Raw genomic sequence first — 15481 nt, 5'->3', positions numbered from 1 at the left:
AATGTTCAATATGCAATGCTCAATTTTCAATGTTCAAATGGCTGCACCCCCCCTTGAGCATTGAACATTGATTATTGAATATTATTCTTCAGAGTAATCGAACAGAAGAAAGACGACACCCTTAAGTACAGACGAACAGAGTCACCCCTCTCCGTCCCGGAGAGGGGCGGGGGGTGAGGTTGGGTGGGCGAGGTCACGCAAAGCACCCATGCAAAAACCACTGCTCCGTCCTTTCCGCGGTATAGTGTCCCTCGCGGTACACCCAGTATCTCCTGCCGACCTCGTCTTCGAGGCAGTAGTAGTCGCGGTGGGGGCCGCCGCCGATCCACCACTCGGGCTCGATGCGCTCGGGGCCGTCGGCGCGCACCACCTTGTGCAGGGTGCCGCGGTGGCGAAAGAGCATCGGCGGGTAGTCGGGCACGGGCGCCGTCACCTCGATGCGCTCGGGCGGCGACAGCAGGTGGAGGGGCCGCGGCCGGTCAACCTTCCACTCGGTGCCGGTGCTTTCGGTGAGCTCCCTCGCGGGGCGGAAGGCGCGCTCGGGCCAGTAGTGCTCGGCGGGCAGGTAGCGGTGCAACGTATGCGGACCGAGGCGCGCCGCCAGCCGGTCGAGCAGCTCGGCCACCTGCGGGTGCGCGAGGCCGCCGGCCGCTTCCCAAAGCCGCTGCTGCGCGGGGTCCTGGTCTTCCACCACGGTGGCCTCCAGGAGAAACAGCTCGATGCCCATCGCCGGCTCGATGGTATCCACCTTGAGACTGAAAAGATGAAAGACGTGCTCCACGTGGTGCGTGGGGCGCCCCGTATTTATACTGATGCCGGGCTCTTCGCCGTCTACGCGGTAGCCGCGGAAGACGGCCGCGCGCAGGCCCTTGCCTTCGGCGGCGAGCCGCGCGCAGAGGGCTTGCAGGAGGCGCTCCAGCGCCATGTCGATGCCGGTGCGCGTAACGATGGGCTCGATGCAGGGCAGGCGCTCCACGTAAGGTGCGGGCGGACACACCGGTTGCACCCCCTCCTCTTCCTCCCCCAGCGCGCGGCGCAGCTGCTGCCCGATGCCGTCGCCGAAGCGGCGGCGCAGCGCGGGCCGCGCGAGATCGCACAGCTGAAACACGTGGCGGAGGCCCAGCTTGTTGAGGCGCTGCACCGTGTCACCATCGAGGCGCAGGGCCGCTACCGGCAGGGGACGCAAGGCTTCCTTCTGCGCGCCTGCGGGCGCAATGTGGGTATTGCCATAGCGCGCCAGGGCCCAGGCGGCGCCGGGCGTGTCGGCCATCGCCGCGCGTACCGTATAGCCGCGCGCGGCCAGCCTGCGCCGGATATCAGCCAGGTAAGCTTCCTCCCCACCCCACAGGTGGGCGCAGCCCGTGGCGTCGAGCAGGATGCCCGCAGGTGCGTCGGTGGCCGCCACCGGGGTAAAGCGGATGCACCACTCGGCGATGCGCTCCAGCAGCTGCGGTGCGAGGCCCGGCTTGTCGTCGAGGGCCTGCAGGCCCGGGTGCAGGGCGCGCGCGTCGGCCAGCACGGTGCCGGGATGAATGCCCAGTGCCGTTGCCCGCGGGCAGGCCGCCGTGACGACGGCGCGGTTGTGCACCGGCGTCTTCAGCACGAAGGGAACATCCTTCAGCGCCGGCTGCTTGCGCGCATGCCAGTCGGTGGCGAGGTAGGGAAACCAGATGGAAACGAAGCGACGCATCATAGCATGGGTTTGGCAGGGAGCTCCGCGGCAGCCGCAACACCGGGATGAACCCGTGTAAGGCAACTACCGGAAACAAACGTACTAAATATTTTAGCAAAACAGGGGCCGTTTTGTCCACATAACCGGCGGGCACAAACGAAGAATGCCGGCGCGCGTGGCCGGCATTCTTAAAAGAAATGCATTTTGTTTTGGGTTGCCTGGTTAACGCCGTATTTCCCTGCGGCGGTTTTTTTACCGCGGAGGGACGCGGGAGGTCAGAGAATACATCTTTAGCTGCTGCATCACTCCCGGATGGAAAGGCTGTTGTCCGAAGCCCCTGGAGGCCGCCAGGAGGGCTGCGGGCAGCCTTTGCTGCGCGCTCTCGCAACTTCGTTCTGAATGAAATTGCTTCCAGGAGGAAACTTCCACCAATATTGTATTTCTCTGCTCTCCGCGTCCCTCTGCGGTTACCTTCCGAAGTGCAAAGAATTGCTACATCAACCTGCCTTCCGGTGCAGGCGCGCCACCGGCGCTACTTGCTGCAACACCTCGCGGAAGGCGCCGCCGCGCCATTCTACGTCCCAGCTGCCGGGGCGGCCGTTGCGGGCTTTGAGCAGCTGCACGCGCCAGCGCGGGTGGCCGATGCCGGGGAGGCCTTCTTCGGGTACGCTTTGCAGGGGCGCCACGCGCCAGCGCGCCACGGCGGTAGTGGCAGCAGCGCGCGCATTGCGGCGCAGCAGGAAGCAGGGCACACCGCTGCTTTCAATGGCCAGCTGGAAGCGGCGGCTCCCGGTGAAGTCGAGGTCTTTCAGCTCGCCCACCACCGCCGACAGCGCGCCGCAGCGAAGCGCCTCGCCCAAGGCCCAGCAGACGTCCTTTTCTTTTTTAAGATCGAGAAACAGCACACGCTCGGGGCGAACGCCAAAGGCGCGCAGCGCCGGCGGGTATACACGGCGCCCCGTGCCCGCCCACAACACCGCGCCTCCTTCCTTCATGATACCCGAAAGCAAACCCGTGATAAAGGCACTCGTTGCCGCGCCTTCTTCCGGTGCCGCACATACGAACTCGTGCACCGCTGCCTGCGGAAAAACGCCGTTGGGAAAAGCGCTGTTGATGCGCCCGAGCCCCAGCGGGTCGCCGCCCGCCGCCAGGGGCGCTCGGAATCCCTGCAGCTGCAGCATTTCCTTGCGGAGGCGATCGAATATTTCGGCTTTTGCAGGCATGTTATCCGGTGCAATCTTACTAAATATTTTAGCAAAGCACCTGCCAAAAAAATGCACATGCAGGCCAATCGGGAGCCGGCATGCTGAAGATCGGCTCTTCAGAAAGCTTATACGTAGCCGGACATATAAAAAACGGGAGACCCAAGATAACACGGGCCGGATGCACGGTAGCGGCAACCGTCGTCTTAAAGTTGAAACAAAGACCAGCGGCGGTGAACACGGGAAAGGAAAAACCTGCGCAAACGATTCCGGAAACAATTGCACGAAAATGAAGACCCGCCCCGGACGGGCATCTGCTTACACATTTCGTATCATTTCTTGACCGATGTCAAGCACGGGCGCCGGCGGGTAGATTTTATTTGCAATAAACCACGACCATGCCTGCCCGCTTTTATCCGGGCGCGCTGTTGACGATCAGCACGCTTGCCCATGCTTATTTCTGGATACAGGTGCTCCTGAATGCGACCGGCGCCTATCATTTTGTGCTGGTGGGCGTTTTCACCGAGCTGCTCACCATCCCCTGCCTGCTGGCGCTGGCAGTCGGCGCAGTATTGCTACCGGTGTACCTGTATCGCGGCTGGCTGCGGGGCAGGCAGCGCCTCATTGCCTGGCTCCTGCTGGCCAGCACGGCAGCCCTGGTAGTCATCGCGGCGCGGCTCTGAGGCTGGCAGACGTTTTGCACCGCATGGGGCTATGAACCCTGAAAGCAACAAACCCAACGAAGAACGCAAGGCCCCGGCCGGCACACCCGACCCCGCCATATTGCACACCACCGACCCGCAGGAGCATATGCATGGCCCCCTGTCGGACGCGATGCACGGCATCGGCGGCGCAGTGGAAAATACGGATACCAACGAGCCCGCGGTAGAACGCGCGGAGCGGGACAGTGCGCGCGAGCGTAGCTCCGATTAAGCAGCAGGCAAAAGAACGCAGGTTGGTTTTGATGATTATGAGGTACGCCGGTCGTACCAGGTGCGTTAAGCTATCATAAACCGTAACCAATCTGCGTTTCCCGGCCGCACCGCCGGGCAGCAGCACCCGCTCGGGAATGATGGGCTCCGGGTTGGCCTGACTCAGGCATAGACTCCGGAAGAAAAGATATGGTTCACCTGCTGCGTGAGCATATTGCTGATGTCGCTGAGCGTACCCGGCGACGAAAGCGTGTTGTTGATATTGTCGATGATGGCCGTACTTACCTTCTTGTAATTCGCCGCCTGGTTGGCCAGGAAGTTGAAATCCGGGCCGCTGTCCATCTGCACGGAGATACAGATATTGGAATTGCGCGCCGCGCCATCGGCTTTGCAAAGCTTTTGGGCGCCGGTGTCGGGCGGGGCAATGAGCTCCATCTTGTTGACCGTCACCATCAGTTGACCGGGATGCGCGGGATCGGGATCGATATTCATATCGATCGTTCCCTGGGCGATGAAGACCTGCGCCGTGAAGGTGCCGGTTCCCTCCACGCCGAAGTCCTGCTCCGGTGTCGAATCCGTTTTGCATTTCTGGTCGAAGCGGTAGCGGCCGATGATGGTCAGGTACTGGCTGGTGACGTAGGGGCCGGGCGCGAGCTGGTTGAAGTTGAGCGTACCCTTCACATTGGTGTCGGTAATCACCGGCATGTCGGCGCCCGGCTTCAGGTTATAGAGTCCTTTCACCACCACGTCGGTGAGGCGGAGACTGGGATAACCCACACAGCTCCCGGCGGTGGTGCCGCTGATGCAGGCAGCATCGTTGCTTTGCGGAAGCGTACCCAGGTCCCACGCATCCACATGGTAAGGATCATACTGGTGTGCCTGCTGTCCCAGCATCCTGGGCAGAAAGAACGGCGAGTTGGGGTCGGGCATCTGCCGCCAGAGGTAATTGACGAGGAAGGTCAGGATCGGTTCGTTTGTTGCCTTATTCATGATCGCGTTTTATTAATGGTTTTGAAAATGCTAGCCATCCACAACGGCCCTTGCGAGGTCGCGGAGGCAGCGGGCGTAGGGATTGTCGCCATATATTTCGAGTTCTTCGCAGGCCTTCAGCATGTACACACGCGCCTCGGAATAAGCCTTGTCGATCCCGGGCGAAGCGGGCACAAGGCTCGTAGCCGCGGCAAAAACTTTTTCCGTGTACGGCCTTCCCGAAAGAATCTGCCGCACCGGGTTGCGCGGCGGCAGGCCTTCCAATACGTAGATATACGGGAGCGTGATGCGCCGGTTGCGCAGGTCGATGAAGCGCTCCTTGCCCGAGCTGCCGGCGTCCTGGAAGATATCCTTCAGATCGTCCATCACCTGGAAGGCGCGGCCGCAGTAAAGACCGTATTTCTCCATGGCCGCCACCTTGCCCACGCGTGCCTCCACCAGGCGGGCACCCGCCTCGCAGGAAAGCGCGATGAGGCGGCTTGTCTTGCGATCGATGGTGCGCAGGTAGCGCCGCCGCAGGAAGTCGGTATTCCAGCCCCCGCGTTGCCGCAGCTCGTCGATCTCACCCTTGCACAGGTCGAGCGCGGTATCGAGGTAGTGACTGACAAGGCGCAGGTCTTCCTGTGTCTTTACCGAACTCACAAAGCGACGCATCGACTCGATCATCTGCATGTCGCCTACCAGCATCGCCACTTCGTTGCCGCTTTCGGCGTTGAGGCTGGGCAGACCGCGGCGGAGCGGGGCGCGGTCCACGATATCGTCGTGCAGCAGCGAACCCACGTGGAGCATCTCGAGCGATACCGCAGCAGTAATCACCTTCGGCGGCAGCGGCTTACCGACGGGCGATGCCCCGTTGAGGCGGGCGCTCAGCAGGAGCAGCATGGGGCGGAAGCGTTTGCCCCGCCTGTAGATCTCCATCGTGTTGGCCGAAAGGTAGCGCCGCTGTGTGCGCAGGGTTTTCAGCAACTCCTTCTCGAAGCGCTCCAGGTCGGCGCCCACGAGGTCGCGGGCGGCATCGAGCGGACCAGTCGTCAGTTTCGGTTCTTCAAGGTCGATGGCTACATTCATAAGGTACCCACGATTTGATTGCCGGTATTCATCGCTTCCAGGAATTCGGTGTAACGATGCCTGCGCCAGGGACGCAGGGCTTCGCGCAGGGGCTCGAGCGCCTCCGCCTCTTCGGCGTCCGATTTCTGCGCTGCCACGGCAAACAGCGTAATGAGCTCCTCCACGAAATAGCCTTGTTGCAGTCTTCCGGCCACCGAGTCGTCGAGGAGGCGCTGCAGGCGGGCCCGCATGTCGGCATCGCTTGCGGCAAGACGCGCCAGCACCGGCTGGTTAAGGTAATAGTGCAGCAGCAGGTGCTGCGCACCAGGTGCGAAGGCAAGCCCCTGGAGCAGGTCCATATCGGGGCGCGCCGTGTAGCGGGTGGGGCGCGCCAGCAGGCCGTAAGCCTGGTTGACCGAGCAGAAGGAAGCAATATCGCTGACGAGCTTCTCAGCATCGCGCAGCAGCATCCCCCACACATCCACGAGCGCCTTGATGATTTCGCCCATACCGTATCCAACCGCGCGCAACAGGTCCACCGCGTCTTTCGCCAGCACCTTGTATACATCTTTGAGCACGCGGGCGGCATCGCTGGCCGCTTCGAAAAGCTTTTGCTTCACGGCATCCACCCACTTCGACACGTCGTTGAGCAGATCGCGGAATAGCTTCTCCGGGTATTTTACAAACAGGTCGATGAGCGCCTGCTTCAGGTCGCTCCACGACTTGATCTGCAGCTCCACGTCCACGGTGAGCGTGAGTGATCCCCAGGCAAAGGAGCCCTTCACCGCGAATTTGAAACCGGGGTTAATGTCGAGCGTAACCGACATGTCGAGGTGCATGTGGATGTTGATGGCGGGCACCACCGTCACACCGCTTACCTTGAGGTCGCCCGTGTGGAAGTCGAGGTTGATGGCGCCGCCGACGCTGCCGTGGAAGTTGAAGTCACCGCCGGCCCATTTGACCGAGCAGGCCATCTGCGCCTTGAATACGTCGAGCAGGCTTGTGGCCGTTTCAAACACGAAGCCGCCGTTCGATACGTAAGCGTAGAGCGACTGGGTGAAGCCCAGCACGGTAAGCGATCCCGAGAGCGTGAGCACCGGCTTGTTGTCGGTGGCCAGTATGGCGCTCGTATCGATTAAACCGTAGGGACCTTTCGAACCGGTTACGTCCGAAAGCTTCACCACACCACCGGCAAGCGAAAGTGCTTTGTCGATATAGCCATAGGCTTTGATACCGGTGTTGAAATAGATCTCCACATCGAAGACGGCTTCGAAGCCGTAGAAGAGCACGTCGCCGCTTGCATAAAAACCGAGCGGGTAGTTGGTTCCGGTGGCGGGGTTCTTCCATCCTGCCGGGTCGAGCACCAGCGCCATGTCGAATTTGCGGAAGCCGATGCTGTTGAGCACGGGAACTTTCGTGAGGTCGAGCGTGGTGAATTCCTTGATGATGTCGGTGAGGAAGATCGCCTTGTCCTTATCCGTTTCGTCCATCTTGAACACGAAAGCATTGAGCTCCGGAATTTCACCATCGAGCACGCCACCCACGAGGTCCATCTCCAGGTTCACCACGTTTTGCGTGCCCACTTCGATGTTGCCGCCGAACCCGAAGAAGAGCTCACCCGCGGCCATCACACCCACTTCGCCCCAGAAGTTGTGAATGGTAAGACCTTCGAGGCCAAGCGGGTCTACCCAGCCTTTACTGCGCGCCGGCGGCGCCGGGCTGCCCGGGCCATTTCCCAGCTTCGCCAGCGCCTGGCGTTGGCGCACATGCTGCTGCAGCATCCGCTGCTGGTTATCGTTGACATATTTCTCGTCGGCTTTGAACACAAAGAAGAGACTGAACTCTCCTTCGAGGTTGAGCGCGCCTCCCGCAACGAATCCGAGTGTCACCTCCTTTCCCTTGTTGGGTCCGGCAATCTCGGTGAAGGTGAAGCTCACGCCCGCCTTCAGCTCGAAGGATGCCGTAGCCGGGGAAATGGTCATCGTGAATCCTTCAAAGGCATATTTCTGGGTACCTGCCGACTGACCGATGGTGGCAACTAATTGTGAATTGGCGATCGGGTTGGCCAGGTAAGCATAGAGGCTGATGCCCGACGAGCCCGGGAAAAACTTGCTGAGTGCGTGCTGCAGCTCGCCTTCGAAACCGATCGTTGTAAAGAAGGTAAGCCCCTGCCCGATCGTCGACGGCAGGCGCGAGGGCGGGTTGGCCAGCTGCACCGACGGGTTCCGGATCGAAGAGATGATGATACCCGTCTTCTGAAAATTGATGTCCTTGCAGATAGTGCCGAAGGTGTCGGGCCATTGCTGCGCCGGCGACCAGGTCCAGTTGGTGGTCCAGGCGCCGGCCACCACGCCCCAGCCATCGGGACTTTTCTCCAGCTCGAACACCAACCCTACATCCACACCGTTGATCTGCACGGTAGACGTGATGCTGAAATCATAGGTGGTGCCGCTCACCTGGTTGGTGCTTCCCCTGGTGATGCTAAGTGTAACGGTGGTGTTTTTCAGATCGAGCGTAGGGAAGCCGTCCGGAAGGTAGAGCGACGCCGCGCCGGCAATCGACTTCGCCAGCTCGGTGAGGTTGATGTCGGGAAAGCTCCCTTGCAGCACAAAGCTTTTGCGGATGTCCCAGTTGACCATGAACGATGCGATCTCGTGTCCGTCATCACCGCCTTCGAAGGTGGCGACCGCCAGCAGGCTGCCGTTGGTAGCGGGATCCTTGGTGCCGTCATAAGTAAGCGCAAGCGTGGCCTCGTCGAGGCGGATAGTGCGGATGCCGGCGTTGATGTTCCAGTCGCCGGTGAGCCCCACCTGCAGGCCGTAGTTCTTCGAGCCCGGCTGTCCGCTCAGGGTGAGCTGGTTGCACACCAGCTGCGGAAAGCCGCTTGCGGCGGGATAGAACTTTTTAAATAGTTGCGACAGCGGGATGGTGCTGCCATCGTAAAGCTGCGCATCGAAGCTCGGGTTGGGAAAGCTCGCCGACACGGCCACCTTGGTTTGTTCAAACAGCATCGCGGTGCTGCGCACGAGCGTAAACACTTTGGGCGACGAGGTGATGCCATTGACCATGAAGGACGCCTGGAACGTATCAATATCGAGGTAACCGGGCAGGAGGTCCCAGTCGCTGGCATTGACCACATCGATGGCAACGGCATCGAAGGCTTTTGCGGGGCTCGTGGAAAGCGCGCCGGTGGCGAAGTAGAGTCGGATCGCCTTTACCGTCATGATGGTACTGAGCTTCGTCACGTACTGCTTCAGCTCCTCGCCGATAGGCACACCGTTGAGAAATGCGGCGAGCGACTGCAGCTCGTAGGTAACTACATGAGCGATATCCGCTTCGAATACGAGCAGCTTACCGGGATCACTGATGTCGACGCTGATGCCGATGGGCGGCTTATCGCCGATCGTCACTTCGCTCGCGAGCTTTACTGCGGTTTCCAGCTTTCCCTGCGCTCCCAGGTCGGTTTCGGCAAGCAGCCACACCGGCAGGTCGAGAAAGTCGGCAGGTTTGATGTGCTGTGCGGCGGTGGCGATGGCGACACCTGGCTTCAGAGCGGACAGATCGGCCACGGAGCCTTCCAGGATCCTTACCGGTCCCCATGCAGCAAGGGTAGTGCTGCCGCCGAGCAGGGATCCCACCACTTCGAGCAGGAGGCTGCGGGTATGCAGGGTACCCGAATAAAAGGTGAGGCCCGGCGTCAGCCCGGGGAAGTCACCGGCGGGACGCGGCGACGAAGACAGCAGAAAATGGGTGTCGGAAAAGGACAATTGCAACAGGTCGGTCCCGGCAAGTACCGGGAAGGATTTTTCAAGCCCCCAGCCGGCGGGCAGCACATAATCGATAAAGAGCGCCGGCGTTCCGTCGGCAACGGGAGTTCCCTTTGAATCCACCACCGAAAAGCTGATCCCGCTGACCTGCTGCGCGGGCACGCCCAACAAAGCCAGCTTGCCCGGTGCATGGATGGCGGCGGCATCCTTCTGAAGACCGCCGGTGATATTGGTGATCACCAGCTCGCTGCCTACCCAGGTGCGGATGAGCGTGGCAATGGGGCCGCCTTCGCCGTCTATTGCTGCAGCGGGAAGGGTCAGTTGCCCGTTCTGGAAATAGCGCGCGTCGGAAAGCTGCGTATAGAGTTGTTCAAGTGTCATGATCGGTTCGTTTAATCAGAGTCGGCTTACCTCCACCATATAGTTGACCCCGTCGCAGCGGAAGCGGATATCGCCCTGCGTGGCGGTCAGGAAAACACCGAGGTCGTTGTGCTCGAAGACGTAGTTACCCAGGTCGGAGCGCCAGCAATCGATCTGGTGCGATTGTATCGTAACGCCGTTCTTGCCGTTTGCATCCACGTAGCCCTGAACGTAGTTGAGCAGTTCGCAGCGCGGGTGGCCGTAGCCCATATGCTCGGCGCTGGCCGAAAAAACGCCGATGTTCGGGTTAACAGCGGTGATGAATTGCGGGCTGCTCGAATGGTTGGAACCGTGGTGGCCGAAAGAAAAGATGGTGGCAGCCACCGCCGAGGAAGCCCATTGCGACAGGATAAAATTCTCCGTCGTCTGCGTGGCATCGCCGGTGAGCAGGGCATTGTTCTTTCCATAGTCGAGCGATATCACGAGGCTTTGTGTATTGGCATCGCCGGTAACGTTGGCCGCCATCACGTACACGTTTACCATCGGGTCGCCGTCGATATTCGAAGAAGGCTTCGTGGATGAATAGTTGGGTCCGTAGGTGACCCAGGTGGTATTCTTCGGCAGGTTTTTTATCCAGCTGTCCAGCACGTCCTCGTAGTCGCTCTTCTGCCCGCTGATATGCACAAAGGTGGGCTTGGCGGCCTCCGTGATGTAGGGAAGAATGTTGATGTGATCGGCATCGGCGTGCGAGAGAAAGACCGTGCTGATCTGCGCGCCGCCGGTGATGGTTCGGATGCGGCCGGCAACGACGTTCTTGTCGATCTTCGAGGAAGTGGAGCCGGCATCATAGAGCATGAATTTGCCGTTGGGTAGCTTGATGAGGACGCAGTTGCCCTGTGCGACGTCGAGGAAATAAACGTCCATCATGTTGCCCGAGGGCGCGGTGGCGGTTGTGAGTGCCGTAACCTGCGTAAAGCCACCCAGCGAAGCCAGCAGCAGCAGGGCGAGCAGCAGGTGCCGCAGCAGCGTGCGCGCGGCAGTTGCGAATTGTTTCATATGGTGATTTTGGGTTTAGGAAACCTGGAGATTACCGGTGATGCGCACACGGCCCGGCACCGTATCCACCCGCTCTACCTGCGGGGTGAACTGCAGGGTGTGGCCCTGGATGCTCACCGAATAATCAGGCAGGCGATAGCTGGTGAAGTTGATATTGTGCAGGCTGGTGGTAACGATGGGCGCAACCACGGCGGTGATGGCCTGTGTGATGGGCCAGGTGATCGCCGAGAGGATCTTGTCGAGCACGCTGCCCGACGGCTTGAGCAGGAAGGTGAAGGCGTTGAGGCTGCGGGCCACGATGTTCATATTGCTGCCCGACGCCGGCCCCAGCGCGGTATAGGCGATCGGCGCCGGGCCGCCCAGCACGTCGTAGTTGACGCCGATCTTTACAAACAGCACTTTTACATGTGCCGACACATTGCCGTCGATGCCGAAATGGATCTCGATATTCGGTCCGCTGAAAGCGATCGTCGGGTTGCGGATGTTGATCGAGTAGCTGTAGTCGGCGCCGCCCACATCGGTGCCTACGTCGCCGCCGCCGGGAATATTCCTGGTGGTGCCGATGGCTGCGTTGGTAACGGCCTGCATCGCGTCCTGGCTCATTACGGCAAAGAAGCCGCCGCCGGGCCAGTCGAGCCCGTCGAAACTGGCAGGCCCCTTCCATCCCAGGTTGGCAAGACCGAGCACGTACCCGTTCTGGATGGTAGCGGTGATCGGCGTCAGCTGGATGCCGGGCATCTGCGGCGCCGGCACCTTGAGCCCGGCAAGCGTCTGCTTGACGGTTTCGAGCAGTTGCGGCTTTACGAGGTACTGAACAAAGAAGTCCTGCGTAGGATCGGATTGCTGCGGGATGGTGACGCTGTTGGCCACAAACTGCAGGTCGCCGCCGCTCACCTGCAGCAGGCAGGCAATGGTGGCGGGGATGTCGAGTGTTGTTTGCTCGCCGCCGGGCTGCTGCAGCACCACGTGCAGGTTGGAAAAGGTAAACTCGAAAGCCGGCATGTTGTTCAGTGCGGAAGCCACCAGCTCTGTTGTCAGCACATCGTGATGCGCATCGGTAAGCTGCCCGCGGGCGGCATCGTGCAGGCACTTCACCGTAGCCGCCGAGGGCGACAGGTTGAAGGTCGGCGCGGCGGAGGCCGACCAGGTCATCGTGATACCCGGGAATTTCGGGTTGCTGCCCTGTCCCTGGAAGAGGCCGGGCACACGGCTGTAAAGTTGCTGGCTGCAGGTATTCAGTTGCTGTTGCTGCACGCCGATAGCGATGTCGTAACTCATAAGCAGGGTTTTATTTTGGTTGAAAGGGTTATCCGAAAATTTTGCGGATGGCATCGTTGAGGCGGCCGCTCAGGTAGGTTTTCACGTCATTGGAATTGATGGCGTTTTCCACCTTCGTCTTCATCAGGCTTTGCATAAAGCCCGCGTTGGCAATGCCGTTCTGTACCCTGGTATTGAGGTCGGAGGCCTTGTCGGGCTGCAGCTCGATATTCAGGGCGCCGATATGGGCCTGTATATCGGATATGCTTACCGTCAGGTTGCCGCCCGTGGTGCTGATGCCGGCGATGAGGGTAACTGCAGGTATCGAAAAATTGTCGGTAAAGTGACCGGTAAGCTGTACGATATCGTTCACAGAAGCGAAGCGCGCAGTCGTATTTAGAAATTCCTCATGGCGGTCGTTGGCGATCCAGTCTTCATAATGCGCCTGCGCCGCGGCCCGCGCATCTTCGTAAAGCGATTGCTTCCGTTGCAGCAGTTCGGGTGCGATGGCGCGTGCCTGCATCCGGGCGGTGACACCGCCTTCTTTAACGTAGCCCATGAAGTCGCCCACGGAGCTGCCGGTATAGCCCTTTGCATGGTCTTCGAGCGACTCCGAACCGTTGGAGGAATTCGACTTGATGGAGTTGTAAAGCGCTTCCCCGCGCGGGTCGCCAAGATTACGCAGGTTGACGGCTTCGTACGTGAGCAGGGTTTCCATATAGAAGCCATGCGAATTATAATCGTCGTCGTTAAAGCCGGATCCGCCGCTGTCTGGATTTTTCGCAGCGTTGGAGGTATTGTTCATATAATAGGACGTATCCTGCCCGTTGGTGGTGTGCTTCAGCCAGGCGTTATGAAACATCCCGTTCGTCTTGTTGACCTTTCCGCCGACCATCGCGTTTTGCGCCAGCACCACTGTGTTGATGGTGTCGTTCTGGTCGTAAAATGTATTCACCAGCAGGTTGCCGTTGGGGTTGTCGGGCTGTGTCAGGCGGTCGCGGTATTGATACGCCAGGTTGATATTGGGATCATCTTCACCGGTGGCTTTGAGACTGCGGAACACGTTGAGCACCGAGTTGGCCGAAGCAATGGCGCAGCCGGTGACGCCGCCCGATGCGACTTCATAGCTGCCTTTGAACGACAGGCCGCCAAAGCCAACGGTGAGGCGCAGCGTTTTTGTGCCGTCATTGTAATCGAGCCCCCCGTCGGTGATTGACGAAAGTCCGCTTACCGTGTTGTTCATCATACGCACCGTGATGTAGCCGAGCACATCGTCCTTGAACAGGTTGATGGGACCGATATCGCCCACCGCAGCCCCTTCAAGCGCGGGGATGTTGATGTTGCCGGAATGAACGCCGTTCCGGAGTACGTCAGGCAGGTAATAGGGCGTATTGGGTGTCCAGACAAGCTTCCAGGCGGCGCGCAGGATGATTTCATCAGTGCTTTGTGACATGTGGCGGGTTATTTATGGTTAAGTAATCGGTGGATACAGGTTCGCGCAGGGGCACAGGAGCAGCCTGTCCGCTGCCGGCTTCGGTCCGGGCGGCTCAGCAGGATCTGCTGCAATGTTTTTCGAGGAAAAAGAGGTTAAGGAAAGACGTTAACGGGCCGGCGTCTTCAGCCCGGCGGCGCTGCCGGGTAGCCTGGTTTCGATCTCATAACAGTGGTTTGTAAGCCAAAGCTACTGTGCAGGAAGGACCCGCGCAATCCGTATTAATACTGAATTTTCAACCCCGTTTTGAGCGTATAATTACGGCAATTCACACCATCCGTAGCAGGCCGGGGCACGTATGTTTGCGGCTTGCCGGCAAGCCGCGGAAGACGCAGCCACCTGCATTGAGTTGAAACTGAATGCCGTGAGCTTACGGCGTAAAAAAGGAGGCCTTTCGTAAAAGTACGCGCTGCTTCAGCGACCGAAGGAATCATAGTATTTTTCGGCGTGTTGTTCATAGCGCTTGATGAGCGCGATGTTCTTTCGCTCCAGCGGCGTCAGCTCGCCGGTAACGTCTGCGGACACGGGCACGTACCAATCAACCGAGTGGTCAAAAGCGGTACGCATGCGCGGGTTGCGGAAGCTGTAGCCATGGCGGGCATAAATGGCGTTGCGCAGCAATTCGAGATCGGCCTTATAGAGGTTCTCGAGGTCGGATGGCTGCAGGGTGCGCGTGGAAGCGTTGAGGCGGAACACAGCGTCGCTGAAGTATTCGCCCACCAGTGCTTCTTCCTCTTCCCTTTTTTCGCCATTCCGGGTAGCGTACAGAAAGGCTTCGCGGATGGAGTTGTCGGGCATCAGCTTCGGATCGTAGCGAACCGTGCGTCGCGTGAGCTCGTACCTGCGCTTCGGAAATTTCACCCTGTTGTCGAAGCACTCCCAGCCGCCGTCGAGCACTTCCTTATCGATATAAGCGGTGAAGGCGCCGTCGTGGGGGTCGTCGCCGGGCTCGCGGGCTGTGAAGGTCCAGCCAGCGCCTTTGCGTGTGAGCGTACCTTGAAAAGGACGCAGGTTTCCGGCAACGATGGTGTTGCCAAATATGGTTCCCGCCCGCACTGAATCAATGCGGAAGGTGATGCGCGTGTTGCTCATCCAGTCAACGTTCTCACCGTCTGTAATGAAATCGCCCGAACAATAACCTTCGATGCCCGTTTCTACTTTCGGCTGGTAGGAGCCGGGAGCTTTCTTATCCTTTCTTGCCTGGGCCACCGGAGCCGGTTGCTCGGCACAGCCGGCGGCAAGCAGTGCGTCAAAGGAGCCGCGGCGCGCTTCCTGCACCGCGCGGAAGCTGCTGTACCACCAGAGCAGCGCCAGCCCGCAAAAGGAGATACGCGACGCCACGCCACCATTGGCAACAAGGCCAATCGCGAAGCCCGAGGGCGCCCCCACCGCAAGAATCGACACCACGTAGATGCGCCCCTGCCAGCGGTGCAGGGCAGGTAAGCGCCGGCGCAGCACGGCAAAAAACTGCGTGATCCCCGCGGGCAATGCCAGGACGGCGATAAATACATGGAGATAAAAAGCAGGGAGATACCAGGGCCGCGCTACATACTGCTGCTTGATGCCGAGGAAGGCCGTGTCGGTGCCGGCAGGAATATATTGCAGCACGATACCCGCCATGGGCACGCAAAAGGCTGCATACAGCAACACGAGCAACAGGGGCAGCGGACGGGGCAGGTATGAGGCGACGGCGGGCATACAGTCGG

Annotated in this window: 11 protein-coding genes; 2 read left to right on the top strand and 9 right to left on the bottom strand. The window is 60.0% G+C overall.

Going from position 1 to position 15481, the window contains the following annotated elements:
• Positions 1 to 193: 193 nt before the first annotated feature.
• On the bottom strand, positions 194 to 1693 hold the full coding sequence (locus EPD60_RS12320) for a Y-family DNA polymerase (protein ID WP_131449776.1): 1500 nt from the start codon (positions 1691 to 1693) through the stop codon (positions 194 to 196).
• A gap of 476 nt (positions 1694 to 2169) precedes the next feature.
• Complete coding sequence (locus EPD60_RS12315) at positions 2170 to 2895, bottom strand: ImuA family protein (protein ID WP_131449775.1); 726 nt, start codon at positions 2893 to 2895, stop codon at positions 2170 to 2172.
• A gap of 377 nt (positions 2896 to 3272) precedes the next feature.
• Here EPD60_RS12315 and EPD60_RS12310 point away from each other — a divergent pair, with 377 nt between their 5' ends.
• Both EPD60_RS12310 and EPD60_RS12305 read left to right on the top strand, forming a co-directional pair.
• Positions 3273 to 3557 (top strand): hypothetical protein, encoded by a 285-nt coding sequence (locus EPD60_RS12310; RefSeq protein ID WP_131449774.1) that lies wholly within the window; start codon positions 3273 to 3275, stop codon positions 3555 to 3557.
• A gap of 31 nt (positions 3558 to 3588) precedes the next feature.
• Positions 3589 to 3807: a hypothetical protein gene (locus tag EPD60_RS12305; RefSeq protein ID WP_131449773.1), complete on the top strand. Its 219-nt coding sequence runs from the start codon at positions 3589 to 3591 to the stop codon at positions 3805 to 3807.
• A 161-nt stretch (positions 3808 to 3968) separates the two neighbouring features.
• Here EPD60_RS12305 and EPD60_RS12300 read toward each other — a convergent pair whose 3' ends face one another.
• The 7 genes from EPD60_RS12300 to EPD60_RS12270 form a co-directional block, all read right to left on the bottom strand.
• The gene (locus EPD60_RS12300; RefSeq protein ID WP_131449772.1) at positions 3969 to 4796 is read right to left on the bottom strand and encodes a hypothetical protein; all 828 of its coding nucleotides are present in this window, start codon (positions 4794 to 4796) and stop codon (positions 3969 to 3971) included.
• A 30-nt stretch (positions 4797 to 4826) separates the two neighbouring features.
• The gene (locus EPD60_RS12295; protein WP_131449771.1) at positions 4827 to 5864 is read right to left on the bottom strand and encodes a polyprenyl synthetase family protein; all 1038 of its coding nucleotides are present in this window, start codon (positions 5862 to 5864) and stop codon (positions 4827 to 4829) included.
• A complete protein-coding gene (locus EPD60_RS12290) occupies positions 5861 to 9991 on the bottom strand; it encodes a hypothetical protein (RefSeq protein WP_131449770.1) in 4131 nt (1376 codons plus the stop codon). The genes EPD60_RS12295 and EPD60_RS12290 overlap by 4 nt, the downstream gene beginning before the upstream one ends.
• Before the next feature lie 15 nt (positions 9992 to 10006).
• A complete protein-coding gene (locus tag EPD60_RS12285) occupies positions 10007 to 11026 on the bottom strand; it encodes a ComEC/Rec2 family competence protein (protein ID WP_131449769.1) in 1020 nt (339 codons plus the stop codon).
• A 15-nt stretch (positions 11027 to 11041) separates the two neighbouring features.
• The gene (locus EPD60_RS12280; RefSeq protein WP_131449768.1) at positions 11042 to 12304 is read right to left on the bottom strand and encodes a hypothetical protein; all 1263 of its coding nucleotides are present in this window, start codon (positions 12302 to 12304) and stop codon (positions 11042 to 11044) included.
• A gap of 28 nt (positions 12305 to 12332) precedes the next feature.
• A complete protein-coding gene (locus EPD60_RS12275; RefSeq protein ID WP_131449767.1) occupies positions 12333 to 13736 on the bottom strand; it encodes a hypothetical protein in 1404 nt (467 codons plus the stop codon).
• Positions 13737 to 14189: 453 nt separating this feature from the next.
• Positions 14190 to 15473, bottom strand: a complete 1284-nt coding sequence (locus tag EPD60_RS12270) for a YARHG domain-containing protein (protein ID WP_131449766.1) — start codon at positions 15471 to 15473, stop codon at positions 14190 to 14192.
• Between the last annotated feature and the right edge of the window lie 8 nt (positions 15474 to 15481).

Source organism: Flaviaestuariibacter flavus, assembly GCF_004337505.1.
Classification (GTDB): Bacteria; Bacteroidota; Bacteroidia; order Chitinophagales; family Chitinophagaceae; genus Flavisolibacter; species Flavisolibacter flavus.
This window is presented reverse-complemented; position numbering and strand designations above follow the sequence as displayed.

Excerpts from the sequence above, each read along its gene's own strand:
- EPD60_RS12320 (WP_131449776.1), bottom strand. The coding sequence starts at position 1,693 with ATGATGCGTCGCTTCGTTTCCATCTGGTTTCCCTACCTCGCCACCGAC.
- EPD60_RS12315 (WP_131449775.1), bottom strand. The coding sequence starts at position 2,895 with ATGCCTGCAAAAGCCGAAATATTCGATCGCCTCCGCAAGGAAATGCTG.
- EPD60_RS12310 (WP_131449774.1), top strand. The coding sequence starts at position 3,273 with ATGCCTGCCCGCTTTTATCCGGGCGCGCTGTTGACGATCAGCACGCTT.
- EPD60_RS12305 (WP_131449773.1), top strand. The coding sequence starts at position 3,589 with ATGAACCCTGAAAGCAACAAACCCAACGAAGAACGCAAGGCCCCGGCC.
- EPD60_RS12300 (WP_131449772.1), bottom strand. The coding sequence starts at position 4,796 with ATGAATAAGGCAACAAACGAACCGATCCTGACCTTCCTCGTCAATTAC.
- EPD60_RS12295 (WP_131449771.1), bottom strand. The coding sequence starts at position 5,864 with ATGAATGTAGCCATCGACCTTGAAGAACCGAAACTGACGACTGGTCCG.
- EPD60_RS12290 (WP_131449770.1), bottom strand. The coding sequence starts at position 9,991 with ATGACACTTGAACAACTCTATACGCAGCTTTCCGACGCGCGCTATTTC.
- EPD60_RS12285 (WP_131449769.1), bottom strand. The coding sequence starts at position 11,026 with ATGAAACAATTCGCAACTGCCGCGCGCACGCTGCTGCGGCACCTGCTG.
- EPD60_RS12280 (WP_131449768.1), bottom strand. The coding sequence starts at position 12,304 with ATGAGTTACGACATCGCTATCGGCGTGCAGCAACAGCAACTGAATACC.
- EPD60_RS12275 (WP_131449767.1), bottom strand. The coding sequence starts at position 13,736 with ATGTCACAAAGCACTGATGAAATCATCCTGCGCGCCGCCTGGAAGCTT.
- EPD60_RS12270 (WP_131449766.1), bottom strand. The coding sequence starts at position 15,473 with ATGCCCGCCGTCGCCTCATACCTGCCCCGTCCGCTGCCCCTGTTGCTC.